Source organism: Segatella sp., from assembly GCF_977051555.1.
In genome coordinates this window covers 72,473-95,774 of the sequence record NZ_CDRSSE010000001.1, presented here as the reverse complement: position 1 = coordinate 95,774, position 23,302 = coordinate 72,473, and the positions used below count along the sequence as shown (strand labels likewise).

General features: G+C 48.9%; 20 protein-coding genes and 1 tRNA gene. 6 read left to right on the top strand and 15 right to left on the bottom strand.

Annotation, left to right across the window (positions count from 1 at the left end; translation table 11 throughout):
• Positions 1-57 precede the first annotated feature (57 nt).
• The 11 genes from miaA to ACWJAO_RS00325 all read right to left on the bottom strand — a co-directional run bounded on the left by miaA (position 58) and on the right by ACWJAO_RS00325 (position 11,334).
• Positions 58-960, bottom strand: a complete 903-nt coding sequence (miaA, locus tag ACWJAO_RS00375; RefSeq protein ID WP_449138858.1) for a tRNA (adenosine(37)-N6)-dimethylallyltransferase MiaA — start codon at positions 958-960, stop codon at positions 58-60.
• Between the two features lie 100 nt (positions 961-1,060).
• The gene (gene lpxA / locus ACWJAO_RS00370; RefSeq protein ID WP_449138857.1) at positions 1,061-1,831 is read right to left on the bottom strand and encodes an acyl-ACP--UDP-N-acetylglucosamine O-acyltransferase; all 771 of its coding nucleotides are present in this window, start codon (positions 1,829-1,831) and stop codon (positions 1,061-1,063) included.
• 15 nt (positions 1,832-1,846) lie between these two features.
• On the bottom strand, positions 1,847-3,229 hold the full coding sequence (locus tag ACWJAO_RS00365; protein ID WP_006847230.1) for a bifunctional UDP-3-O-[3-hydroxymyristoyl] N-acetylglucosamine deacetylase/3-hydroxyacyl-ACP dehydratase: 1,383 nt from the start codon (positions 3,227-3,229) through the stop codon (positions 1,847-1,849).
• Positions 3,230-3,343: 114 nt separating this feature from the next.
• On the bottom strand, positions 3,344-4,378 hold the full coding sequence (gene lpxD, locus ACWJAO_RS00360) for a UDP-3-O-(3-hydroxymyristoyl)glucosamine N-acyltransferase (protein WP_449138856.1): 1,035 nt from the start codon (positions 4,376-4,378) through the stop codon (positions 3,344-3,346).
• Positions 4,379-4,579: 201 nt separating this feature from the next.
• Positions 4,580-5,422, bottom strand: coding sequence for an orotidine-5'-phosphate decarboxylase (gene pyrF, locus ACWJAO_RS00355; protein WP_449138855.1), 843 nt, complete (start codon positions 5,420-5,422; stop codon positions 4,580-4,582).
• Between the two features lie 55 nt (positions 5,423-5,477).
• Positions 5,478-6,587, bottom strand: a complete 1,110-nt coding sequence (gene prfA / locus ACWJAO_RS00350; protein WP_006847233.1) for a peptide chain release factor 1 — start codon at positions 6,585-6,587, stop codon at positions 5,478-5,480.
• A 17-nt stretch (positions 6,588-6,604) separates the two neighbouring features.
• On the bottom strand, positions 6,605-7,753 hold the full coding sequence (locus tag ACWJAO_RS00345) for an AIR synthase-related protein (RefSeq protein WP_264902653.1): 1,149 nt from the start codon (positions 7,751-7,753) through the stop codon (positions 6,605-6,607).
• Between the two features lie 59 nt (positions 7,754-7,812).
• Positions 7,813-8,559 (bottom strand): shikimate dehydrogenase family protein, encoded by a 747-nt coding sequence (locus tag ACWJAO_RS00340; protein ID WP_449138854.1) that lies wholly within the window; start codon positions 8,557-8,559, stop codon positions 7,813-7,815.
• Between the two features lie 12 nt (positions 8,560-8,571).
• On the bottom strand, positions 8,572-9,306 hold the full coding sequence (ubiE, locus tag ACWJAO_RS00335; RefSeq protein ID WP_264900699.1) for a bifunctional demethylmenaquinone methyltransferase/2-methoxy-6-polyprenyl-1,4-benzoquinol methylase UbiE: 735 nt from the start codon (positions 9,304-9,306) through the stop codon (positions 8,572-8,574).
• Positions 9,307-9,317: 11 nt separating this feature from the next.
• Positions 9,318-10,268: a phosphoribosylaminoimidazolesuccinocarboxamide synthase gene (locus tag ACWJAO_RS00330; RefSeq protein WP_117587647.1), complete on the bottom strand. Its 951-nt coding sequence runs from the start codon at positions 10,266-10,268 to the stop codon at positions 9,318-9,320.
• Positions 10,269-10,347: 79 nt separating this feature from the next.
• On the bottom strand, positions 10,348-11,334 hold the full coding sequence (locus tag ACWJAO_RS00325; RefSeq protein WP_022120453.1) for a PhoH family protein: 987 nt from the start codon (positions 11,332-11,334) through the stop codon (positions 10,348-10,350).
• A gap of 232 nt (positions 11,335-11,566) precedes the next feature.
• Between ACWJAO_RS00325 and ACWJAO_RS00320 the strand changes: the two genes are divergently transcribed.
• The gene (locus ACWJAO_RS00320; protein ID WP_186292226.1) at positions 11,567-12,397 is read left to right on the top strand and encodes a DUF5715 family protein; all 831 of its coding nucleotides are present in this window, start codon (positions 11,567-11,569) and stop codon (positions 12,395-12,397) included.
• 11 nt (positions 12,398-12,408) lie between these two features.
• Here the strand turns inward: ACWJAO_RS00320 and ACWJAO_RS00315 are convergent, their stop codons facing one another.
• The 3 genes from ACWJAO_RS00315 to ACWJAO_RS00305 all read right to left on the bottom strand — a co-directional run bounded on the left by ACWJAO_RS00315 (position 12,409) and on the right by ACWJAO_RS00305 (position 16,053).
• Positions 12,409-14,664 (bottom strand): cation:proton antiporter domain-containing protein, encoded by a 2,256-nt coding sequence (locus ACWJAO_RS00315; RefSeq protein WP_449138853.1) that lies wholly within the window; start codon positions 14,662-14,664, stop codon positions 12,409-12,411.
• A gap of 57 nt (positions 14,665-14,721) precedes the next feature.
• Positions 14,722-15,945 carry a peptidase T gene (gene pepT / locus ACWJAO_RS00310; protein WP_334674084.1) on the bottom strand — a complete coding sequence of 408 codons (1,224 nt, stop codon included), beginning with the start codon at positions 15,943-15,945 and terminating at the stop codon, positions 14,722-14,724.
• Positions 15,946-15,979: 34 nt separating this feature from the next.
• Positions 15,980-16,053, bottom strand: a tRNA-Arg gene (locus ACWJAO_RS00305).
• 258 nt (positions 16,054-16,311) lie between these two features.
• Between ACWJAO_RS00305 and asnA the strand changes: the two genes are divergently transcribed.
• The gene (gene asnA, locus ACWJAO_RS00300) at positions 16,312-17,349 is read left to right on the top strand and encodes an aspartate--ammonia ligase (RefSeq protein WP_449138852.1); all 1,038 of its coding nucleotides are present in this window, start codon (positions 16,312-16,314) and stop codon (positions 17,347-17,349) included.
• A gap of 797 nt (positions 17,350-18,146) precedes the next feature.
• Here asnA and ACWJAO_RS00295 read toward each other — a convergent pair.
• A complete protein-coding gene (locus ACWJAO_RS00295; protein WP_449138851.1) occupies positions 18,147-20,063 on the bottom strand; it encodes a DNA polymerase III subunit gamma/tau in 1,917 nt (638 codons plus the stop codon).
• A 68-nt stretch (positions 20,064-20,131) separates the two neighbouring features.
• On the opposite strand from ACWJAO_RS00295, the gene ACWJAO_RS00290 reads away from it, so the two are divergent.
• The 4 genes from ACWJAO_RS00290 (at position 20,132) to ACWJAO_RS00275 (ending at position 23,267) form a co-directional block, all read left to right on the top strand.
• Positions 20,132-20,479 (top strand): FtsB family cell division protein, encoded by a 348-nt coding sequence (locus ACWJAO_RS00290; protein ID WP_144152047.1) that lies wholly within the window; start codon positions 20,132-20,134, stop codon positions 20,477-20,479.
• Positions 20,463-20,888 carry a hypothetical protein gene (locus tag ACWJAO_RS00285; RefSeq protein WP_449138850.1) on the top strand — a complete coding sequence of 142 codons (426 nt, stop codon included), beginning with the start codon at positions 20,463-20,465 and terminating at the stop codon, positions 20,886-20,888. The genes ACWJAO_RS00290 and ACWJAO_RS00285 overlap by 17 nt, the downstream gene beginning before the upstream one ends.
• Before the next feature lie 150 nt (positions 20,889-21,038).
• A complete protein-coding gene (locus ACWJAO_RS00280) occupies positions 21,039-21,863 on the top strand; it encodes a DUF4369 domain-containing protein (protein ID WP_449138849.1) in 825 nt (274 codons plus the stop codon).
• Positions 21,864-21,932: 69 nt separating this feature from the next.
• Entirely contained in the window at positions 21,933-23,267 is a 1,335-nt protein-coding gene (locus ACWJAO_RS00275) for a dihydroorotase (protein ID WP_449138848.1), read from the top strand.
• Positions 23,268-23,302: the final 35 nt, after the last annotated feature.

Sequence of the window (23,302 nt, the reverse complement as noted above, 5' to 3'; positions counted from 1 at the left end):
TAAAACAAGGGGTCAAACCTTACTTTAGGATAACTCTTAGTAAAAAGTGACTAAGAGTTATCCTATTTCTTTATCTATATACGCAAGGATTTCTTCTTGCTGGTCTGGATGGAACCATTGGATGGTGGTATCCCGCTTAAACCAGGTAAGCTGCTTGCGCATGTATTCACGGCTGTGCGACTGGATTTGTCTGATTGCTTCATCACGGTCTATCTCGCCGTCAAAGTAGGAGAACATTTCTTTGTAGCCTACGGTTCTCAACGAGGTGAGTCCCTTCTGTGGGTATACGCTGCGTGCTTCTGCCTCCAGACCTTCGTCCATCATCATCAGTACACGCTGGTTGATGCGGTCGTAGAGTTCGGCTCTGTCGCGGTTCAGACCTATCTTGATGATGCGGAAAGGACGCTGCTTCTTTTCGGCTGTACGGAAAGAAGTATAAGTCTTGCCGGTCTGGTGACAAATCTCAAGTGCATGAACCACGCGGCGTGGATTCTTCCTGTCTACTATCGCCCAGTGCTCTGGATCCAACTGGTGAAGTTCTTCTACCAGCACCTCCAGCCCTTCCTCTTCCAGACGCTGTTTCATCCAAGTGCGGATGTCGTCACGAACAGTAGGGATGTCGTCGATTCCCTTGCATACGGCATCGATATACATCATGCTGCCGCCTGTAAGCAGAGCCACATCATGATTCTTGAAGATGTCTTCCTGCAGGAGATTCATCACATCAGCCTCGTATTGGGCTGCGCTGTAATAGTCTTCGATGTGATGGTTGCCTACGAAATAATGCTTCACCCGCTGCTGCTGTTCGGCAGTAGGGGCTGCGGTTCCGATAGGGAGTTCGGCGAAGATCTGACGGGAGTCGGCATTAATAATAGGTATAGAGAGATGCTCTGCCAGTGAAAGGCAAAGCTCCGTTTTACCAACACCAGTAGGACCTAAGACCACAATCAATGTTTTCATATATCATTCTTTATATTCAAGAAAAAAGCATCCTTGCTCGTTTCATAAACTTATGCAAGAATGCTCTTTTTACCTTTTTACTTTTTTTACCCTTTTACTTTTATCGGATAATGCCTCGCTGAGAACTCTCTACGAAGTCGATAATGTACTGAATCTCCTTGGTAACCTCAAGATTCTTCTTGATTTCCTCGATACCTTCCTTCAATATACCCTTGCTGTAGAGCAGGCGATAAGCCTCGTGGATGTTCTGGATGGTCTCATTACTGAAACCGCGACGGCGCAGACCGATGAGGTTGATGCTGCAGTAGCGGGTTGGCTCCTTGCCGGCAATGATGTATGGAGGAATATCCTGCGAGAAACGGCAACCGCCCTGAATCATTACGTAGCCTGCGATATGGCAGAACTGGTGAACGAGAACGTTGGCGCTGACGATGGCGTTGTCGTCTACTACCACCTCACCGGCAAACTTGGTAGAGTTGCCGATAATCAAGCCGCTGCCGAGCACGCAGTCGTGAGCCACGTGAACAGTCTCCATCAGGAGGTTGTTGTTGCCTACTACGGTCTTGCCCTTAGAGGCTGTACCACGAGAGATAGTAACGTTCTCACGGATGCTGTTGTTATCGCCCACCTCGCAGGTTGTCTGCTCGCCCTTGAACTTCAAGTCCTGAGGCTTGGTAGAGATGCTGGCGCCTGGGAAAAATTCATTATTGTTGCCGATGCGAGCGCCTACGTGGATGGTAACGCTGTTCTGCAATACGTTGTTATCGCCCAAAACGGTGTCCTTGTCGATATAGCAGAAAGGACCGATAATGTTGTTGTCACCGAGTTTTGCCTCTGGATGAACAAACGCTAATGGACTAATCTTATTCATATTTCTATCTTATTATTACTTGTTCTTAACAATCTGTGCAGTGAAAGTAGCTTCTGCCACCACCTGGTCGCCTACGAACATGTAGCCCTTCATAGAGCTGATTCCATGACGTACAGGTGCGAGCAACTCCACACGGAAGAGGAGGGTGTCGCCCGGAACCACCTTCTTGCGAAACTTCACATCATCGAGCTTCATGAAGTAAGTACTCCAGCGCTCAGGCTCCTCCAGCTGGTTCAATACGAGCAGACCGCCACACTGTGCCATCGCCTCTACCTGGAGAACGCCTGGCATCACTGGCTCTTCAGGGAAGTGACCGGTGAAGAAAGGCTCGTTGCTGGTTACATTCTTTACGCCAACGATGCTGTTAGGACCCATAGCAATGACCTTATCGACCAGCTGCATAGGGTAGCGGTGAGGCAGGAGCTGACGGATGCGGATATTATCCATGATTGGCTCCTCGTTAGGATCGTAGATAGGAGCCTGAATCTCGTGCTTGCGAATCTCCTTGCGCATGAGGCGGGCGAACTTGTTGTTTACGGTATGGCCTGGACGCGTAGCGATGATGCGGCCCTTGATAGGCTTGCCGATGAGTGCCATATCGCCGATGATATCGAGCAGTTTATGACGTGTACATTCGTTCTCCCACTGCAACGGACGGTGCTGGATGTAACCCAACTTGTTGGCATCCATGTGAGGTACCTTGAGATGGTCGGCGAGCTGGTCGAGCTGAGCCTGTTCTACCTGGCGCTCGTAGATAACGATGGCATTGTCCAGGTCACCACCCTTAATGAGGTTAGCTTGGAGCAGAGGCATGATGTCGCGTACGAAAACGAAGGTACGGGCTGATGCAATCTCCTCTGCGTATGTCTCCATCTTTTCGAGGGTAGCAAACTGGCTGTTGATGAATTTGCTCTCGAAAGAACACATGGCTGTGATGCTGAAGTCCTCGTCAGGAAGGATGGTGATGACAGACCCATTATCATCTTTCACCTCAATCTTATGACGGATGATGTAATAGTCTTTCTCAGCATTCTGCTCCTGGATGCCTATGCTCTGGATCTTCTCTACATACGGAGCAGCAGAACCGTCGAGGATAGGGAACTCAGGACCATTTACCTGGATGAGACAGTTGTCGATGCCGAGGGCATAGAGTGCTGACATGCCATGCTCGATGGTAGAAACGCGGATATCGCCCTTACCGAGTACGGTACCGCGCTGTGTTTCAACAACGTTCTCAGCTACAGCCTGGATAACAGGCTCGCCTTCGAGGTCGATGCGCTGTATTTTATAACCGGTGTTCTCTGGTGCAGGATTGAAAGTTACGGTGAGGCTCAAGCCTGTATGCAAACCCTTTCCGCAAAGAGAGAAACTACCTTTCAGTGTCTTCTGTTTTGACATAACTATATTCATTTTTTAGGCACGGATTACACGGATTTTTTTCTCTGCGTTTTCTTCGGATTCTTTAGTGGCGTTAGCCTCCGCGTCATCCGTGTCATCCGTGCCTTATTATTTTTAATTGTTTTTCTTTAATTCTTCAATCTGCTTCTTCAGGTCGTTGAGTTCCTTGTACATGTCAGGCAAACGACGGAAGATGGCCTGTGACTTGAAGTAAGCGCGCTGCTCCATAGGAGGAGTTCCGATGAGCTGCTGACCGCTCTTGAGGCTGCCCGGAACACCGCTCTGGGCACCGAGGAATACCTTATCGCCGATAGTGATGTGGCCGGCAATACCCACCTGACCGCCAAACATACACCATTCGCCTACCTTTGTACTGCCTGCTACACCTACCTGAGAAGACATCACGGTGTTGGCGCCGATGTCGGTATTGTGGGCAATCTGTACGAGGTTGTCGAGCTTTACGCCCTTGCGAACATAGGTAGAACCCATTGTAGAACGGTCTACACAAGTGTTGGCACCAATCTCTACATCGTCTTCGATGGTAACGATACCAATCTGAGGAATCTTGTCGTAACCTTCAGGACCTGGAGCGAATCCGAATCCGTCTGCACCGATTACACAACCGGCATGAAGCGTAACGTTGTTGCCTAATTTACAGCCGTGATATACGGTAACATTCGGATAGATGAGTGCATTCTTACCAATCTTCACACCCTCTCCGATGTAGGCATGAGGATAAATCTGGCTACCTTCGCCTACCTCTGCACCATCGCTGATATATGTGAAAGCACCTACATATACGCCTTCAGCCACCTTAGCCTTTGGAGATACGAAAGCCAGCGGATCGATGCCGGTCTTCTTAGGCTTCATGGATTCGTACATCTGCAGGAGCTTAGCCACACACTCGTATGCATTCTTCACACGGATGAGGGTTGTGCTGACAGGGTGTTCCAATTCTACGTTCTCATCAATGAGTACGATGCTTGACTTGGTTTCGTAAACATAATGAGTGTATTTAGGGTTAGAAAGGAACGAGATGGCGCCTTCCTTACCTTCTTCGATTTTTGCGAAGGTGTTGACTGTTGCGTTCTCATCACCTTCCACACGGCCCTGAACGAACTGGGCTATTTGTTGAGCGGTAAATTCCATAATTTATCTGTCTTCTAGTTTGTTTATTTAGGTTCCCAAGGCATCATTACCTTTAGGTAACCGCAATTTGTTTGCAAAAATAGCAAAAAAGATTTAGATTCTCGACTTTATTTTGTAATATTTTGCTTTTTCGCCCCATAAAAGGGTATTTTTTAGGCGCAAAGCCTCTTTTTCAAGATACTTTGCGCCTAAATCGATTTTTTATAACTTAGCAAGTTCTGCTGCCATTTCTGCCTGCAATTCCTTAGCTTTCTGACCTGCTACCTCAGCAAAGTCATCGCCGTTGCTGGCATAGATGATGCCGCGGGAAGAGTTGACGAGCAAGCCGCAGTCCTTGATGATGCCATACTTGCAAACCTCCTGCAGGCTGCCACCCTGTGCGCCTACGCCCGGTACGAGGAGGAAGTGGTTAGGAGCCACCTTGCGGATGTCTTCGAACATCTTGCCCTGTGTAGCGCCTACTACATACATCATGTTCTCATCGTTGCCCCATTCCTGGCTCTTCTTGAGAACCTTCTCGAAGAGGCGCTCGCCCTCCTTATCCTCGGTGAGCTGGAAGTCGTGGCTACCCTTGTTGCTGGTAAGTGTCAGGAGGATAACCCACTTGCCGTCATACTCGAGGAATGGCTTGACTGAATCCTCACCCATATAAGGTGCTACGGTTACAGAGTCGATATTGTACTCCTCGAAGAATGTCTGGGCATACATCTTGCTGGTGTTGCCGATATCACCGCGCTTGGCATCTGCGATGATGAAATGGTTTGGATAGTGGCTGTGGAGATACTTGATGGTGTTTTCGAAGGCAATCATGCCATCGATGCCGCGGCTCTCATAGAAAGCCAGGTTTGGCTTGTAAGCCACACAGTATGGGGCTGTTGCATCGATGATAGCCTTGTTGAATCTGAATATCATTTCGGCTTCTGCGCCCTGGATGTCTTCACTCTCGGTGATGCACTTAGGCAACTTGTTGATATCTGTGTCAAGACCTACGCACAAGAAACTCTTCTTGGCGAAAATCTGCTCTACGAGTTCTTTTCTGTTCATAATGGATTGATATGATGATTCATCGCCCCGAAGTACGGAACGATGAATCGGGGTTTTACAATTCTGTTTCTTTCAGCTTCTCTGCGTTCTCGGCTACGGTCAGGGCATCAATCATGTCCTGAATATCACCTGCCAGGAAACCGTTGAGATCGTGAGTGGTGTAACCGATACGGTGGTCGGTAACACGGCCCTGAGGAAAGTTGTAGGTACGGATCTTCGCACTGCGGTCACCGGTAGAAACGAGGCTCTTGCGGCGGCTGGCGATATCGTCAACATACTTCTGGTGCTCACGGTCGTGGATGAATGTATAGAGGCGGCTCAAGGCACGCTCCTTGTTCTTTGGCTGGTCACGGGTTTCGGTACACTCGATGAGGATTTCCTCAACCTCGCCTGTATTAGGGTTTTTCCAAGGGTAGCGGAGACGTACACCAGACTCCACCTTGTTCACGTTCTGACCACCGGCACCTGAACTTCGGAAGGTATCCCACTTGATGTCTCCTTCGTTGATGTTCACCTCAAACTTGTCTGCCTCTGGCAATACGGCCACGGTAGCAGCTGAGGTGTGCATACGGCCCTGTGTTTCAGTAGCAGGCACACGCTGAACACGGTGAACACCTGATTCGTACTTCAATGTACCGTAAACGTCAGTACCGCTCACGGCGAAGTCGATTTCCTTGTATCCACCTACTGCGCCTTCAGAAACAGAAGTCACGCTGACGGTCCATCCCTTCGATTCGCAGTATTTCTTATACATATTAAATAGGTCGCCTGCAAAGAGGGCAGCCTCGTCGCCTCCGGCACCGCCTCGGATTTCCATCTGTACGTTCTTGGCGTCTTCTGGGTCCTTAGGTACCAGCGCAATCTTGATTTCTTCTTCGAGTTTAGGCTGCAGCGCCTCGTTCTCGTTGAGTTCTTCGCGAGCCATCTCCTTCATTTCCGGATCGCTCTCGTTGGCAAGGATGTCCTTTGCCTCTTTGATGCTGTTCAGACAGTTGATGTATCGCTTGCGTGCGTCCATGATGTCACCCAGGTCTTTCCATTCCTTGGTGAGTTTCACGTAACGTGGCTGGTCGGCGATGACATCTGGGTCGGTAATGAGGGTGCTTACTTCCTCGTATCGGCTCTCTAAGCCTTCTAGCTTCTGTAATATGTTGTTATTGTCCATTAATTTTAATTCTATTTTTAGTATTCGAATGTTCCGAATTCGCTCTTGATGGTCAGGCTGCGCTTGCCTTCTTCGATGTGGCCCACAATCTGGGCATCGATGTTGAAACTCTTGCTGATGGCGATAACTTTCTCGGCAATCTCAGGACGAACGTAGATCTCCATGCGGTGACCCATGTTGAATACCTGATACATTTCCTTCCAGTCGGTCTCTGAGCAGTCGTGGATCGCCTTGAAGAGTGGAGGCACAGGGAACATGTTGTCCTTCACTACCTTGCAGTTCTCGCCTACGAAGTGAAGAACCTTGGTCTGGGCACCGCCGGTGCAGTGAACCATACCGTGAACCTCTGGGCGGAGCTCATCGAGAATCTTCTTGATGACAGGAGCGTAGGTACGGGTAGGAGAGAGTACCAGTTCTCCGGCGTTGACAGGTGAACCTTCTACTTCATCAGTCAACTTATACTTACCGCTGTAAACTAACTCGTCTGGCACGGCGTGGTCGTAGCTCTCAGGATAGTTTTCTGCGAGATACTTGGCGAATACATCGTGGCGGGCAGAAGTCAAACCGTTGCTGCCCATACCGCCGTTGTACTTCTTCTCGTAAGTAGCCTGACCTGTAGAAGAAAGACCTACGATGACATCGCCTGGACGGATGTTGGCATTGTTGATGACGTCGCTGCGCTTCATGCGGCAGGTAACGGTAGAGTCAACGATGATAGTACGAACCAGGTCGCCTACATCAGCAGTCTCACCGCCGGTAGGATAGATGCCGATACCCATCTCACGCATCTCGTGGAGCAGGTCGTCAGTACCGTTGATGATAGCTGAGATTACCTCGCCTGGGATGAGCATCTTGTTGCGTCCGATGGTAGAGCTTACGAGGATGTTGTCTACGGCACCTACGCAGAGCAGGTCGTCGGTATTCATCACGATAGCATCTTGAGCGATACCTTTCCATACAGAGAGGTCGCCCGTCTCCTTCCAGTACATGTAAGCCAAGCTCGACTTGGTACCTGCACCGTCGGCATGCATAATGTTACAATACTCTGGGTCGCCGCCCAAGATATCAGGTATGATCTTGCAGAAAGCCTGTGGGAAGATACCCTTGTCGATGTTCTTGATAGCGTTGTGAACATCTTCCTTTGCTGCGCTAACACCGCGCATCATATATCTATTGTTACTCATATTCTTACTTTGAACTTTGATCTTTGAACTTTATGATATGCTTATTTTTCCTGGTGCCAGAAATCCCATGATGCAAAGGCTTGCAACAAGAGCATTTCCAAGCCATTCTTTACTGTGGCTCCATGTTCTTTGCCCTTCTTCATGAAGAGGGTTTCGTCGGGATTGTAGATGAGGTCGTAGAGCAGGGTGTGGCTGTCCATTGCCTCGTAAGGCAGCGCAGGACACTCGTCTACGTGTGGATACATGCCCACAGGGGTGCAGTTAACGATGACATTATACTCCTGGATGACCTCAGGGGTGATTTTTTCGTACTGGATTGTACCCGGACGCTCGTATCGACTCACGAAGATCGTCTCCTGTCCGAGCGATTTCAGACCGAAGTTGATAGCCTTTGAAGCTCCGCCAGTGCCCAGGATGAGTGCCTTCTTGTGATAAGGCTCGATATAAGGTTCGATGCTCTTGGTAAAACCGATGACATCGCTGTTGTATCCTTTCAGATAAACATCTTCACCTCTGTGCTCCACCTTGATCACGTTGACGGCTCCGATAGCATTCGCCTCAGGGCTTACCACGTCGAGATAGCTGATCACTTTCTCCTTGTAAGGAATGGTGACGTTGAGACCCTTAAGCTCAGGATTTGAGTCGAGAATCTCGGTAAGATTTTCGATAGAAGGTATCTCGAAGTTGATGTATTGGGCATCGATGCCCTCGTTCTCAAACTTTTCGTTGAAATAGTTCTTTGAGAACGAATGTCCCAGAGGGTAACCTATGAGTCCATACTTGTCCATAATATTTTTGTTTTATTTGGTTGCGAAATAGAGTGTGCAGATGCCGAAGGTGAGTCGTTTGAACTCTGCCTTTGCGAATCCTGCCTTTTTGAACACCTCCATCATGACCTCGCCCTGAGGGAATGCCTCGATGGTCTTGTTGAGATATCTGTAGGCGCTCTGGTCTTTGCTGATGAGTTTGCCATAAATCGGCAAGACGGTGTTGCTGTAGATGCTGAACAGCTGCTTCATCGGGAAACTGACCGGTGTGGTGAGTTCTACGATGCAGAGATGTCCGCCTTTTTTCAGTACCCGGCACATTTCCTTCAGTCCCTGGTCCAGGTTCTGGAAGTTCCTGATACCGAAGGCTGCGGTTACTGCGTCGAAGCTCTCGTCCTGGAACGAGAGGTTGAGGCAGTCTTCCTTGGCAAAGGAGATGGTGTTTTCCAGTCCCAGCTGCTTTACCTTCTGTCTGCCTATCTCCATCATGCCTTCCGAGATGTCTGCTCCGATTAGCTGGTCGGGATGTAGCATCTGGGCGGCTAGGATGGCGAAATCGCCGGTACCGGTAGCGATGTCGAGCATTTTTTTAGGAGAGAAGGGCGCAAGACGCCTGATTGCCTTCTTGCGCCATCCCTTATCGATATCCCACGAGAGTCGGTGATTCAGGGTATCGTAGGTAGGGGCGATGTTGTCGAACATCTCCTCTACCAGCTTGCCCTTGTCTCCTGTGCCCTCGTAGGGCTTTATCTGTTCTTGCTTATACATTAATATATAGTTTACTTGTGTGCAGCAAGCCACTCACTTACGTTCTTCTCGATGCGGGCAGCGATGTCGCCTTCCTCTGCAGCCTTGTCAAACTTCTCGCCGGTGATGTGCTCGTACAGCTCGATGTAGCGGTCGGATACGCTCTCTGCATACTCGTCGGTAATCTCTGGCATAGTCTGGCCTGGTTCGTTCATGAAGTTGTGCTCGATGAGCCACTGGCGAACGAACTCCTTAGAGAGCTGGCGCTGTGGTTCACCCTTCTCAAACTTCTCCTCGTAACCGTCAGCATAGAAGTAGCGGCTAGAGTCTGGAGTGTGGATCTCATCGATGAGATAAACCTTGCCGTCGCGCTTGCCGAACTCGTACTTGGTATCTACGAGAATCAATCCCTGCTTGGCAGCGATTTCCTGACCGCGGGCGAAGATGCGGCGTGTGTAGTCCTCCATCACAGCGTAATCCTCTGCACTAACAATGCCCTGGGCGATAATCTCTTCCTTAGAAATGTTCATGTCGTGACCCTCGTCGGCCTTTGTAGTAGGGGTAATGATAGGCTCTGGGAAACGCTGGTTCTCGCGCATACCGTCTGGCAACTTCACACCGCAGATCTCGCGGCAGCCCTTCTGATACTCGCGCCATGCACTACCGGTGAGGATAGAACGGATGATCATCTCCACGCGGAAACCTTCGCACTTCAAACCTACGGTAACCATTGGGTCTGGAGTAGCCAACTTCCAGTTTGGACAGATGTCTGTAGTTGTGTCCAGGAACTTAGCTGCAATCTGATTGAGCACCTGTCCTTTGAATGGGATACCCTTAGGCAGAACAACGTCGAACGCTGAGATTCTGTCGGTAGCGACCATCACGAGGATGTCGTCGTTAATGTCATACACATCACGTACTTTACCGTGGTAAACACTCTTCTGTCCATCAAAATGGAAATCTGTCTTTGTTAATGCTTTCATTTTACTTTGAACTTTGAATTTTGAACTTTGAACTTTATGATATGCCTTGCGTAATCATTCTGTTCATTCTTAATTCTTATTATTTTGAATTATCTTTTTCTGCTTTCTGAGCTTCCCGTGCTTCCGCTCTCTCCTTGTCATACTTGTCGTATGCGTTGACGATGCGGGTTACGAGTTTGTGGCGCACGATATCCTTCTGTCCCAGCTTCACCACTCCGATGCCTTCCACGCCGTCCAGAATCTTGAGCGCCTCTTTCAGTCCGCTTCGCTGTTCGCGTGGCAGGTCTATCTGTGTCAGGTCGCCGGTGATAATCATCTTGGTGTTCATGCCCATACGGGTTAGGAACATGCGAATTTGTTGGGAGGTTGTGTTCTGCGCCTCGTCGAGGATGACGACGGCATCGCTGAGTGTGCGTCCGCGCATAAAGGCGAGCGGAGCAATCTGGATAATGTGCTTTTCCATCATATCCTGCAGCTTTACGGCAGGTATCATGTCTTCCAACGCATCGTAGAGCGGCTGGAGGTATGGGTCAATTTTGTCTTTCATATCGCCAGGCAGGAAACCGAGCTTTTCGCCGGCTTCTACGGCTGGTCGTGAGAGGATGATTTTCTTGATGGCTTTCTCCTTGAGGGCCTTTACGGCAAGGGCGATGCTGAGATAGGTCTTACCGGTACCGGCTGGTCCCACGGCAAATACCATGTCGTTCTTCTCGTAAGCATCTATCAGCTGCTGCTGGTTTTCGCTGCGGCTCTTGATAGGTCGGCCGCTGATGCTGTATACCAGCACGCCTTTCACGCTGTCCGCCTTGGTCTGTTTTCCTTTCACGATGTCCAGGATGTCTTCATCATTGAGCATGTTGTATTTAAGCAAGTGCTTGCGCATCTGCTCAATATCCTCTTCCACCTTTGCCATTTCCTCCTCGTCGCCGAGCACACGAATCACGTTGTCGCGTGCTACGATACGCAACTTAGGATACAGCGATTTAATCATCTGCAGGTGGGCATTGTTCACACCGTAGAACATCACTGGATCGATATCTTCGAGTACAATATGTTTCTCTATCAAAATGTCTTAATTCTATAAAGTTTAAACTATCCTATCTAATATTTTGTTATATAACGCTGCAAAATTACTACTTTTCCATGAAATGAGCAAATTTCGGCGAATAAAACATTCTTTAAATATTAAAAAAGCTATTTTTTCGAGAGATTTTGTTACCTTTGCAGCTAAATTTGGCGATGCGGTTCCCGTTTTGCCTGAAGAATATAGAATATTATTTCGTGAAAATAAGATAATTATGAAGATTAGTAAGAATAGATATTTACAGGGTTTTGGTATTGTGGTTTTGCTTTTGGCGCTGGTAAGAGTCATCTTCCCGGGGGTGGCAAAACCGAAAACGGCGGCTGCTTCTGATGCTTCTTCTGCTGAGATTTCTGATGCTCCCGCTGGTGCTGATGGAAATGTGGCTGAGGACCTGAAGAAGGATGAACTCTCTGTTATGCCTGATACGGCACAGAGCGGCAAGCCTTCTATCTTCTTCGACAAGGATGGCAAGGAGGTGAAGCATCGCATCTTCTCGGTGCCTCATTTCGGCAATACTTTCCCCGACCAGCAGGATGTGCAGATTCTGGCGGCTACTAAGCATGGTGTGAAACCGGTACAGAACCGTCTGGAGGCGGAGAACAGCAAGGGCAAGCTGGTGTATGTGGGCAGCAATCCTTTCTTTTATGTCGACAAGCTGAACAACAGTATTCCTTATCTGGTGCCTCGTGCCTCTGTGCTGCTCCAGGATATTGGTCGTGCCTATTTCGATTCGCTGCAGATCAAGGGCATTCCGCTGCATAAGATTATCGTGACGAGCATTCTGCGTACAAAGGATGATGTGGCGAAACTGCGTACCCGAAACGGCAATGCTACCGAGAATTCGTGCCATCTCTATGGTACTACCTTCGATATCTGCTACAACCGCTATAAGCAGATTCAGACCCGTGAACAGCCTCGCCGCCAGGTGCAGAATGATACCCTGAAATGGGTGTTCTCCGAGGTGCTTCGCGATTTCCGCAACAAGAACCGCTGCTATATTAAATATGAGGTGAACCAGGGTTGCTTCCATATCACCGTGAAGTAGTGGTGTTTCATTTAATTTTTGATTCTCTTCAAATCTGCTTCTTCTCCCACTATCCAGATGATGTCTCCCTTCTTGAAGACTCGGGTAGGGGATACGTGCGTCAGATTCTCACGACCTTCTTCCAGTCCTACAACCATGCAGTTGTACCGGTCTCTGATACCGCTTTCGATGAGCGTCTTGCCCAGGAATTCGCTGGAAGAAGAGATGATGAGCTGGCTGAGTTTCATCTCGCGCTTTTCTATTTCAGCCTCCTCAGGCAGCAGGTCGCTCTGCAGGGCGATATTGAATTTCTGCAGCTGGTCGTCGTTGCCGATTACCTGCAGCTTGTCGCCCGGGAAGATGATCATGTCGCCGTTCGGGATGTTCAGCCGGTGAGAGCCGCGGTGAATGCTGCTCAGGTCTACACCGAACCGCTGGCGCAGATGCAACTCTCTCAGCGATTTGCCAGTCCAACTGCTATCTTCAGGCACTTCAAATTCGCTGATGTGGATATCCCGGTCTAGCAGTCTGCCCTCGTAGAGCGGCCGCTTTTCGCCATTCACCTGAGCCGCAATATCGCGCGAACGCAGGTTGTGGACGAAGACCCGCTCCATCACGATGCTACGCTTCTTGATGTGGCGGGAGGTTATCATCAGCATCACTACTGCTGCACCGATGCAGACAATCAGCGCATTGGTAAAGCGCGAGAGAAAATTGATGATATAGAAGATGAAAGCCAGTGCTATCATAAAGCGCACGAACACCGTAAAGAGCAGCGGCACGCGGTTGATGCTGCTCTCTACCCAGAGGCGTTTCCACTCGGCACTGTGGTTCTTCTTCATCACGATGGCGCGCAGGAATGGTGAGATGAACACGATGGTGAGCAGACCGGTGATGGCGTTGGCATACCAGTGGAGATGCCAGCCTGGCAGCAGATTGCGCATCAGCGGCAGCACGAAGGTGAACATCAGGGCGATGACGGCTGCCGAGAGGATGGAGTAGGCGGTGGTGTTGACCAGCATCTGCCGGATCAGCGATTTCCACTTGCTCTGTTGCTGCGTCTGGGGATGACTCATCGCGAAATGGTTCAGAATATGGATGAGCTTGTCGGGCAGATGTTTCTCCATCACCTGATAGGTAGGTGTGGCAAGACGGATCATATAAGGTGTAAGGAAGGTGGTGATGACGCTCACTGCTACCACTACCGGATAGAGGAACTTGCTGATGACGCCGAGCGACAGACCCAGCGAGGCGATGATGAAAGAGAACTCACCAATCTGAGCCATCGAGAAACCGCAGCGCATCGCCGACTTCAGCGACTCGCCTCCGAGCATGAATCCGAAGGTGCCGAATATCGCCTGACCTACCAGTATCGTGCCCACCAGGGCGAGGATAGGAACGGCATATTCTACCAGAATCTTCGGGTCTACCAGCATACCTACCGATACGAAGAAGATGGCTCCGAAGAGATTCTTTACCGGTTCTACGAGTTTGATAATCTTCTCTGCCTCAATGGTTTCTGCCAGTATGCTGCCCATGACGAAGGCTCCGAAGGCGCTGCTGAACCCCACCTTGGTGCTCAGTACCGCCATGCCGCAGCACAGACCCAGCGAAACGATGAGCAGGGTTTCGGCATTGATAAGTTTCCTCACCGAACGCAGGAACCACGGAATGGCGAAGATACCCACGATAAACCACACGCCCAGGAAGAAGCCTATCTTCACGATAGAGGCAAGCATCTGTCCGCCGTCGGGACTGCTTCCGCTCGCTATCGCCGACAGCATCACCATCATCACGATAGCCAGGATATCTTCCAGTATCAGTACGCTCATCACCATCGAGGCAAACTTCTGGGTGCGCAGCCGCATATCATCGAATGCCTTATATATAATAGTGGTGGAGCTCATGGCGAGCATACCGCCCAGGAAGATGCAGTCCATCCTTCTCCAGCCGAAACCGTGGCCTACGCTGATGCCCAGCATCATCATGCAGAACACGATGACCACGGTGGCGATGATGGGAGAGGCGCCCATCTTCACGATTTTCTTGAACGAGAAGTCGAGACCGAGTGAGAAGAGGGTGAAGATGACACCGATGTCGGCCCAGGTCTGGATATCCGTCTCGTCGACTACCGACATGGTGTAGGACATGTGTGGCGAAACCAGGAATCCCGCCATGATGTATCCCAGCACCAGCGGCTGCTTGAGCCTCTTGAAGATGAGGGTTACGATGCCTGCTACCATCAGGATGAGGGCAAGGTCTTTTACTAAGAATGGAATTTCAGCCATATTTTTCTGTTTATGAAAAAGGGGAATTTAGATGTGTCTAAATTCCCCATATCTGTATTAGTCGTTGTATTCTTCTGTGATTTCCGCTATCTTCACGATGGTCTTCACTACCTTCTCCATTACCTGGATGCTCACAAACTCGTGAGGGCCGTGGAAGTTGACACCGCCGGCGAAGATGTTAGGACAAGGCAGACCCTTGAAGCTCAGCTGGGCTCCGTCGGTACCGCCGCGGATAGGCTCTACACGAGGTGGAACGCCGCTCTCCTGCATCGCTCTGAGCACGATGTCGATGACGTGCATGTTAGGATCAATCTTCTCCTTCATGTTATAGTACTGGTCGTAGATAACCGCCTTTACGGTTCCGTCGCCATATTTCTCGTTCATCTTGTTCACGCAATCCTCGATGAAATCCTTGCGGCTTTCAAACTTGTTGCGGTCGTGATCTCGGATGATGTAGCTGAGTTTTGCCTCCTCGCAGCGGCTCTCGATGCCGATGAGGTGATAGAAACCCTGGTAGCCTTCAGTCTGCTCAGGAGTCTCGTTCTCAGGAATCATGTTCTGGAATTCCACAGCCAGTCGGCTTGCATTCACCATCTTTCCCTTGGCATAGCCTGTATGAACGCTCACGCCCTTGATGATGATCTTAGCTCCGGCAGCATTGAAGTTCTCGTATTCCAGGTCGCCCAGGTCGCCGCCATCTACGGTGTACGCCCAGTCGCAGCCAAACTTCTCAACATCGAAATGATGTGCACCCATACCGATTTCCTCGTCAGGATTGAAACCTACACGGATATCTCCGTGCTTGATTTCATCGTGGTCGCGCAGATAGCACATAGCCTGTACGATTTCAGCGATGCCCGCCTTGTCGTCAGCACCCAGCAGGGTAGTACCGTCTGTCACGATGATATCCTCTCCCTTGTGAGCCTTCAGCTCTGGGAAAGTCTCAACGCTTGAGATGATGCCCGGGCTCAGCTCGATGTCGTTGCCGTCATAGTTCTTGATGACGCGCGCCTTTACATCCTTTCCGCTGGCATCAGGCGATGTATCCATGTGTGAAATAAATCCGATGGTAGGAGTCTTTTTCTTGGTATTGCTCTTCAGGGTGGCATAGATATAGCCCATGTCATCCATTTCGACATCGCTCAGTCCTTCGTCCTCAAGTTCCTTCTTCAGGTACTTGGCAAATTCGAGCTGTTTTGCCGTACTAGGCACGCTGGTCGATTCTTCGCTCGACTGTGTGTCGAATTTCGTATAGTTTATAAATCGTTCTACTAAATCCATGTTTTCAATTATTAATCATTTCTGTTGTTTCGGGTGATCTCGGTGGGATTCAAACCCACGACCTTCAGAACCGGAATCTGACGCTCTATTCAGCTAAGCTACGAGACCCTCTTTTCTGCCGCCCGTTTCTCCGCCTGAATGACATCGAATCGGGAAGTCGACTGCAAAATTACTGCTTTTATTTGAAATAACCAAATATTTGGGGCAGATTTTTTCATATATATAATGTATATTTGTAAATTGTTCTACAAAATGCTACTAAAAAACTTAAAAATGCTATCATTTTGCGAAAAAATACGGAAAAATGCTTGCAGATTAATTATTATTTTGTACCTTTGCAGCGCAAATACTAAATATGAAATAAAAATGAGCAATTTGATAAAACCTGAAGGGTACAAGGCGCTGCTGGATATGCGCCAGACCGAAATGGGTATTAAAATGATAAAAGATTTTTTCCAGCAAAACCTGAGCACCGAACTCCGTCTGCGTCGTGTTACCGCTCCGCTCTTCGTATTGAAGGGTCTTGGTATCAATGATGACCTGAACGGCGTAGAGCGCCCTGTAAGTTTCCCTATCAAGGATTTGGGCGAAGCCCAGGCTGAGGTGGTTCATTCTCTTGCCAAGTGGAAGCGACTGACGCTTGCCGAGTATGAGATTGAGCCTGCTTATGGCGTATATACAGATATGAACGCCATCCGTGCTGACGAGGAGCTGGATAATCTTCATTCGCTCTATGTTGACCAGTGGGACTGGGAGGCTGTGATTACCAAGAAAGACCGTACCATCGCCTTCCTCGAGAATATCGTGCGCCGCATCTATGGTGCCATCTTGCGTACCGAGTTCCTGGCTTGCGAGCATTATCCTCAGCTGAAGCCTTTCCTGCCTAAGGAGATTCATTTTATTCATGCGCAGGATTTGCTCGATATGTATCCAGACCTTTCTCCTAAGGAGCGTGAGGATGCTATCTGCAAGAAGTATGGCGCTGTATTTGTAGAGGGCATCGGAGGCAAGTTGAGTGATGGCAAGAAGCATGATGGCCGAGCTCCTGACTATGATGACTGGAGCACCGTGGCTGAGAACGGCAAGGTGGGACTGAATGGTGATATCCTCATCTGGTATCCTGTTCTGGGTCGCAGTTTCGAGCTCAGTTCTATGGGTATCCGTGTCGACAAGGAGAGTCTGCTGCGTCAGCTTAAGCTGGAGGGCAAGGAGGATAGAGAGAAGCTTTATTTCCATCAGCAGCTCCTGAACGACAAGTTGCCTCTGAGCATTGGTGGCGGTATCGGCCAGAGCCGTCTGTGCATGGTATTGCTTCATAAGGCTCACATTGGTGAGATTCAGGCTAGCATCTGGCCTGAGGAGATGCGCAAGGAGGCTGAGGAAGCGGGCATGAACCTCATCTAGGCCTTTCTGTCGGTGCGTCATGGTGTGTACTGTGATGTGCTGCATATTCAATTGATCTTTTTTAAGATAATAATAATTTGCTTACGAAGGCTCCCGGTGCTTTTCTGCATCGGGGGCTTTTTTTGTTTTATACCTTGAGGCTGTGTCTTACAGCGTCAACCCTTGCATTTCGCGGGTCGTAAAAGTTTGGTGTCGCGTTTCACGACATCAAGGTCTGCGCTTCATGGGTATCTTTTTAACGATGGTGCAAAAGTACAACAAAATCTCTGAACTGCCAAATTTCACCTTGCAGAGTTATGTTAAACCGATTTTAACATTCCGGCTTTCGTAGTTAAACAAAAAAAGTCGTAGAGTTGCGGGGGAGAAAACTATATTTTGTAAAATGTTTCTCTGTGTGTTTTGAGCAAGAAAACAATGAGATGCTATGAAAAAAGCCATTTCTTCTGATTACTTCCTTTTTACCCAGAAAGCGTTACAGTGTGACAGTTGTGACAGTTGTGACAGTTTTCAGCGCCTACCCCTCCTTCCCTTTCTTTAGAGGTAAATTATTATATATAAATATATATATAATAATTTAAATATATATACTTATAATTTGATGGCTGTAAACTCGCAATAACCCCCTCCCCTGAAAACTGTCACAACTGTCACAACTGTCACGCTGTAACGCCCTTTGGTCTTTCACTCTTATGTATCTCTTATAGCACCAAGTTTTGATATTTGTAAAAACAATTTTCTCCACTCCGTATAGGTTGTCCTACATGGAGTGGAGAATTTCGTATCGTGTGGAGTATCTTCTATGTCATGACCAGATCCAGGTCCTTTGTGAGTTTTTTCATCGCAGGGTTCTTCTCCATAAGAAGTTCCAGAACTTCATTCTTGGTCAGAACCTTGCCTACCTCTTCCTGGTCGGCAAGGCGGTAACTGATGCTCAGTTCGCTGTTGTGAAGCCCTAAGACGAAAGTCTTGAGAATGCGGTTCTTGATGTTCAAAACGTCGTCTAGTAAGAGCTGGTTGTTGATGATAACCTCTATCTGCGGATAGTTGGTTATCTTCGGTATGATACTCTTCATGCGGTTGGCTAAGCCTATGAAATCCAGCTTGTTCTGCATTCTCATGCACATACTGAACCATGTTGCTTCCACCTGCTCCTGGGTGAACTCGTTCTGGTCGCCCGTGATGGTCGCTTTTTCCTCATTGGCATCATCATACGGACTGTGCAGGCGGCGCTGGTTCTCCTCCTTCTTCTTCAGGTTAGAGAAAGTCATGCCTATGCCGCCCAGCTTGATATTCTTGAGTCGTGGCTTGTGAGGCGATGCAGCATCAGTAGCAGCTCCGGCAGCGGCTGAGCCTTCTGGAGAGGCAGATGCGGCTGCGGTGGCCGATGCAGAATAAGATGCAGCATTGGAGGCTGCAGAAGCGGCTGTCGGTGCCCCTGACGAAGGCACAGCAGTAGCTGTAGCAGCAGACGCTCCCGGCTGTGATGACCGGTTTTCGCTGCTACCGGAAGGCTCAGAACCTGCACCCTGAGAGGCAAGCTTAGACTGAGCCAGGAGTTTCTGAAACAGGGATTTTAATCTATTGGGCGTACGCCCCGCACTAGGCACATCCTGATCCTCGGGCTGCGTAATCTGGCCTATCTGTATCAGGGTGAGCTCTACCAGTAATCGCTTGTTGCTGCTGGCGCGGTAATGGATATCGCACTGGTTCATCAGTTCCAGCGCCTTATATAAGAAAGGTGTAGGTGCCTTCTGGGCCTGAGCCTGGAACTTGGCTTTCTGGTCGTCGCTGGTCTCGAGCAGAGGCAGGGTCTGAGGATCCTTCGCCATCATCACATTGCGCACGTGCTGGGCAAGCCCCTGTATCATGTTGCCGCCATCGAAACCGCGGCTCAGAATGCCGTCGAGTGTTACCATCATCTCGGCCACCTTATTCTCCAGAGCCAGGTCTACCAGACGGAAATAGTTGTCGCTGTCGAGCACGTTCAGGTCCTCGATTACCTTCTGGTAAGTGATGTTGCCCATGCAGAAACTGGCAGCCTGATCGAAGATAGAGAGGGCATCGCGCATACCTCCGTCTGCCTTTTCGGCTATCACGGCGAGCGCCTGCTCTTCATATTGTATGCCTTCCTTCTCAGCCACCATCTTCAGGTGGTTGATGGTATTGGCTACCGTCATTCGCTCGAAGTCGTAAATCTGGCATCGGCTCAGGATGGTAGGCAGAATCTTATGCTTCTCGGTAGTGGCGAGGATGAAGATGACATGCTGAGGTGGCTCTTCCAACGTCTTGAGAAAGGCGTTGAAGGCGGCTGTAGAGAGCATGTGGACCTCATCGATGATAAACACCTTATACTTGCCCACCTGAGGCGGGATGCGGGTCTGCTCCATCAGAACCTTAATCTGGTCAACACCGTTGTTGCTGGCGGCATCCAGCTCGAAGATGTTGTAGGAACGCTGCTCATTGAAGGCACGGCAGCTCTCACATTCGTTACATGCCTCGCCGTCTTCACGAGGATGCTCGCAGTTGATTGCCTTCGCAAAAATGCGGGCACAAGTGGTTTTTCCCACACCTCTCGGACCGCAGAAAAGATAGGCGTGCGCCAGCTTGCCGCTCTTCACTGCATTCTTCAAAGTGGTGGTCAATGCACTCTGTCCGACAACCGAATCGAAGGTCATCGGACGGTACTTTCTTGCAGAAACTATATACTCTTCCATTATTTTTTCTTAATTGATGATGCAAAGATAACAAAAAAATATTATCTTTGCAAACAAATTCGGAAGAAATGAGTAAAAAACTTGGTATTATATGGAATTATCTCGCTCATTATAAGTATCTTATAGTGATTGTGGCGGGTGTTCTGGTAGTTGGTGTAGTTGACGACAACAGTGTAAGGCAGCACATTAAGTACCAGATAGAGATAGCTACGCTCCGTTCGGAGATAGAAAAGTATCGTGAGCAGTATGAAAACGACAAGCATACCCTGCGCGATATGCAGCATGGTGCGCGGGCATTTGAGAAGATAGCCCGCCAGTGTTATTTCATGAAGGCTGATGATGAAGACATCTTTGTATTGAGTTCGGATATTCCGGAAAAAACTAACGAACAAGACGAAAATGAAACAATTGAGTAAACTGGAAAGTGTTATTTTCTTGCTGGGCGGCGTGCTGATGGTTGTCGGTGCGGCTTGCTTCGCATTTGGTTTTTCACATCCGCAGCTGGTGCAGGTAACGAGCTGGGGGTTCCTGCTGGGCACCATACTCTTCAGTGTAATGCAGGCGATGCAGATTTATGATGGACCTTCGTTGGTTATCCACCGCCTGAAGCGGATGCAGTATGTAGCAGACATCTTCTTCGTGCTCTCAGGCATCTCGATGGTAGATACGGTGTATGCTTTCCTGCGCCGCTGGTTTGAGAATTATGAGACCTATATCACCTATTTCTATAATAAGTGGGTAGTATTCCTCCTCATCGCAGCCCTGCTGGAACTGTATACCACGCATCGCATCTCTCATGAACTGAAGAAGGAAAACAATCAGTAATGTAGAAAGGACGAGAAAAAAGCTTTCGGTGGCCAATAGGAGTGCAAACAAAACATAAATCTTGTAAGAATGAATTAAATTGCTGCAATTTATTTCGTCAGTTCAAATTAAGATTGTACTTTTGTTCACCGAAAGTGATATAGATAGCTTATGAATAGAATATTTTACGCATTCATTGTCTTGATGGCACTTGCATCTTGTGCCAACAGTTACGATATCTCGGGTACTTCTAACGTAAGTACTCTGGACGGACGCATGCTGTACCTTAAGATACTGGAAAACAACGATTTCAAGAACGTGGATTCTTGCGATGTAGTGCACGGACAGTTCCATTTTCAGGGTTCTGTCGACTCTATGAAGATGGCGAATATCTTCATGGATGATGACCCTGTGCTGCCGCTGGTGCTGGAGAGTGGAAGCATTACGGTGAAGCTCGATGATACACAGCAGGTGGTAAGCGGTACTCCTATGAACGATAAACTCTTCGGATTCTTCAAGAAATACCAGCAGATTCAGAATCAGTTGCGCGAACTGGTACACAAGCACGACCAGGCTATCATGAACGGTAGCGATATGGTGGCTGTCAACAAGCATCTGAACGAGGAATCCATCCGCCTCTCTGAGCAGGAAGACAAGCTCATCACTTCGTTTGTTACCGACAACTTCAACAATGTGCTGGGACCGGGCGTCTTCTTCCTCGTTACAATGGGCAACCAGTATCCGATGCTCTCTCCTTGGATTGAGGATATCATGAGCAAGGCTACCGACTATTTCAAGAATGATCCTTATGTAAAGGACTATTATAAGAAAGCTCAAGAAAATCAGGAGATTATGAACGGTACCCGAGATGCACAGGGCGGCATGCAGCCAGAGATGGAGGCGGCTCCACAGGTAAATCCTGATGCGGCTCCGGCACCTACAGCCAACGAACTGGCTGCGCCTACGATTCCTGAAAAACAGGAAGGGAAGGAGTAGAAACAGGGCTCTTTCAAGGTCTTGGGCATTAACATCTTGTAAAACTCTTCATTTTATAAGTTTAGTAATATGAAATTAATCAAGAATGGAACCATTATAAATGAGGGTCGCTCTTTTGTGGGCGACCTCTTGTTGGATGGTGAATTTATCAAGGAAATATATGAAGGCGAGGCACCCCGTGGCAATTACGATGAAGTCATCGATGCCTCGGGGTGTTTTGTTTTGCCGGGTGTGATTGATGATCATGTTCACTTCCGTGAGCCTGGACTTACGCAGAAGGCTGACATCGAGAGCGAAAGCCGCGCAGCTGCCTTTGGTGGTGTGACCAGTTATTTTGAGATGCCTAACACGGTACCTCAGACTACCACTCTGGAGGCCTGGCAGGCGAAGCGGCAGCTGGGCGCTGAGAAGAGTCATGTGAACTACAGTTTCTTCTTTGGTGCTACTAATGATAATGTAAATGATTTTGAACAGCTCGATACGCATCATGTTCCGGGAATCAAGCTCTTTATGGGCTCTAGTACGGGCAATATGCTGGTGGATAAATATGAGGCGCTGCAGGCTATCTTCAAGAAGGCGAAAGAGCTGGATTTGCCGGTGATGACCCACTGTGAGGATACCGAAATCATTAATCGCAACATGCAGCTGGCTAAGCAGAAATGGGGTGAGGACCCTGCCGTAGAACATCATCCGGAAATACGCAGCGAGGAGGCTTGCTATGAAAGCAGCTGTCTGGCGGTGCAGCTGGCTAAGGAAAGCGGGGCGCATCTCCATATCGCTCACGTTACTACGGCTAAGGAACTGGAGTTCTTCGGTAAGGATGAAAATATTACAGGCGAGGCTGTTGTGGCTCATCTTATGTTCTCGGATAAAGATTACGCTGTGAAGGGCGCACGCATCAAATGCAACCCTGCTGTAAAGACCGCTGCTGATCGCGAAGCTTTACGTAAGGCGCTGAGTAATGGTAAGATAACTGTAGTAGGTACTGATCACGCTCCTCATCAGTTGAAGGATAAACAGGGCGGTTGTGCCAAGGCTGCATCAGGTATGCCAATGGTACAGTTCTCGCTGGTAAGCATGCTGAAACTTGTTGACGAAAAGGTAATCAGTATCGAACGCCTGGTTGAACTGATGTGCCATAATCCAGCCCGTCTGTTCCATATCAGTCAGCGCGGCTTCCTGCGTCCGGGTTATAAGGCAGATGTCGTTGTGGTGCGCAAGGGAGAGCCTTGGAAGGTGACCGAAGAGGTGATTCAGAGCAAGTGTAAATGGAGCCCTGTAGAGGGTGACGAGTTTGCATGGAAAGTGGAACAGACTTTCTGTAACGGTCGTCTGATCTATAACAAAGGCGTGTTTGATGCCGCTTGCAGAGGAGAAGAACTGGAGTTCAGAAGCAATTCCTGAAAAGAGGGAAATCTTACGGGGATTGTAAAATAAAA

Bases quoted from the DNA above. Each gene is read 5' to 3' on its own strand.
- pyrF (WP_449138855.1), bottom strand. From the start codon at position 5,422: ATGAACAGAAAAGAACTCGTAGAGCAGATTTTCGCCAAGAAGAGTTTC.
- ubiE (WP_264900699.1), bottom strand. From the start codon at position 9,306: ATGTATAAGCAAGAACAGATAAAGCCCTACGAGGGCACAGGAGACAAG.
- asnA (WP_449138852.1), top strand. From the start codon at position 16,312: ATGAGCAATTTGATAAAACCTGAAGGGTACAAGGCGCTGCTGGATATG.
- ACWJAO_RS00285 (WP_449138850.1), top strand. From the start codon at position 20,463: ATGAAACAATTGAGTAAACTGGAAAGTGTTATTTTCTTGCTGGGCGGC.
- ACWJAO_RS00330 (WP_117587647.1), bottom strand. From the start codon at position 10,268: ATGAAAGCATTAACAAAGACAGATTTCCATTTTGATGGACAGAAGAGT.
- ACWJAO_RS00320 (WP_186292226.1), top strand. From the start codon at position 11,567: ATGAAGATTAGTAAGAATAGATATTTACAGGGTTTTGGTATTGTGGTT.
- ACWJAO_RS00290 (WP_144152047.1), top strand. From the start codon at position 20,132: ATGAGTAAAAAACTTGGTATTATATGGAATTATCTCGCTCATTATAAG.
- pepT (WP_334674084.1), bottom strand. From the start codon at position 15,945: ATGGATTTAGTAGAACGATTTATAAACTATACGAAATTCGACACACAG.
- ACWJAO_RS00280 (WP_449138849.1), top strand. From the start codon at position 21,039: ATGAATAGAATATTTTACGCATTCATTGTCTTGATGGCACTTGCATCT.
- lpxA (WP_449138857.1), bottom strand. From the start codon at position 1,831: ATGAATAAGATTAGTCCATTAGCGTTTGTTCATCCAGAGGCAAAACTC.
- ACWJAO_RS00295 (WP_449138851.1), bottom strand. From the start codon at position 20,063: ATGGAAGAGTATATAGTTTCTGCAAGAAAGTACCGTCCGATGACCTTC.
- lpxD (WP_449138856.1), bottom strand. From the start codon at position 4,378: ATGGAATTTACCGCTCAACAAATAGCCCAGTTCGTTCAGGGCCGTGTG.
- miaA (WP_449138858.1), bottom strand. From the start codon at position 960: ATGAAAACATTGATTGTGGTCTTAGGTCCTACTGGTGTTGGTAAAACG.
- ACWJAO_RS00365 (WP_006847230.1), bottom strand. From the start codon at position 3,229: ATGTCAAAACAGAAGACACTGAAAGGTAGTTTCTCTCTTTGCGGAAAG.
- ACWJAO_RS00315 (WP_449138853.1), bottom strand. From the start codon at position 14,664: ATGGCTGAAATTCCATTCTTAGTAAAAGACCTTGCCCTCATCCTGATG.
- ACWJAO_RS00275 (WP_449138848.1), top strand. From the start codon at position 21,933: ATGAAATTAATCAAGAATGGAACCATTATAAATGAGGGTCGCTCTTTT.
- ACWJAO_RS00340 (WP_449138854.1), bottom strand. From the start codon at position 8,559: ATGGACAAGTATGGACTCATAGGTTACCCTCTGGGACATTCGTTCTCA.
- prfA (WP_006847233.1), bottom strand. From the start codon at position 6,587: ATGGACAATAACAACATATTACAGAAGCTAGAAGGCTTAGAGAGCCGA.
- ACWJAO_RS00345 (WP_264902653.1), bottom strand. From the start codon at position 7,753: ATGATGCGCGGTGTTAGCGCAGCAAAGGAAGATGTTCACAACGCTATC.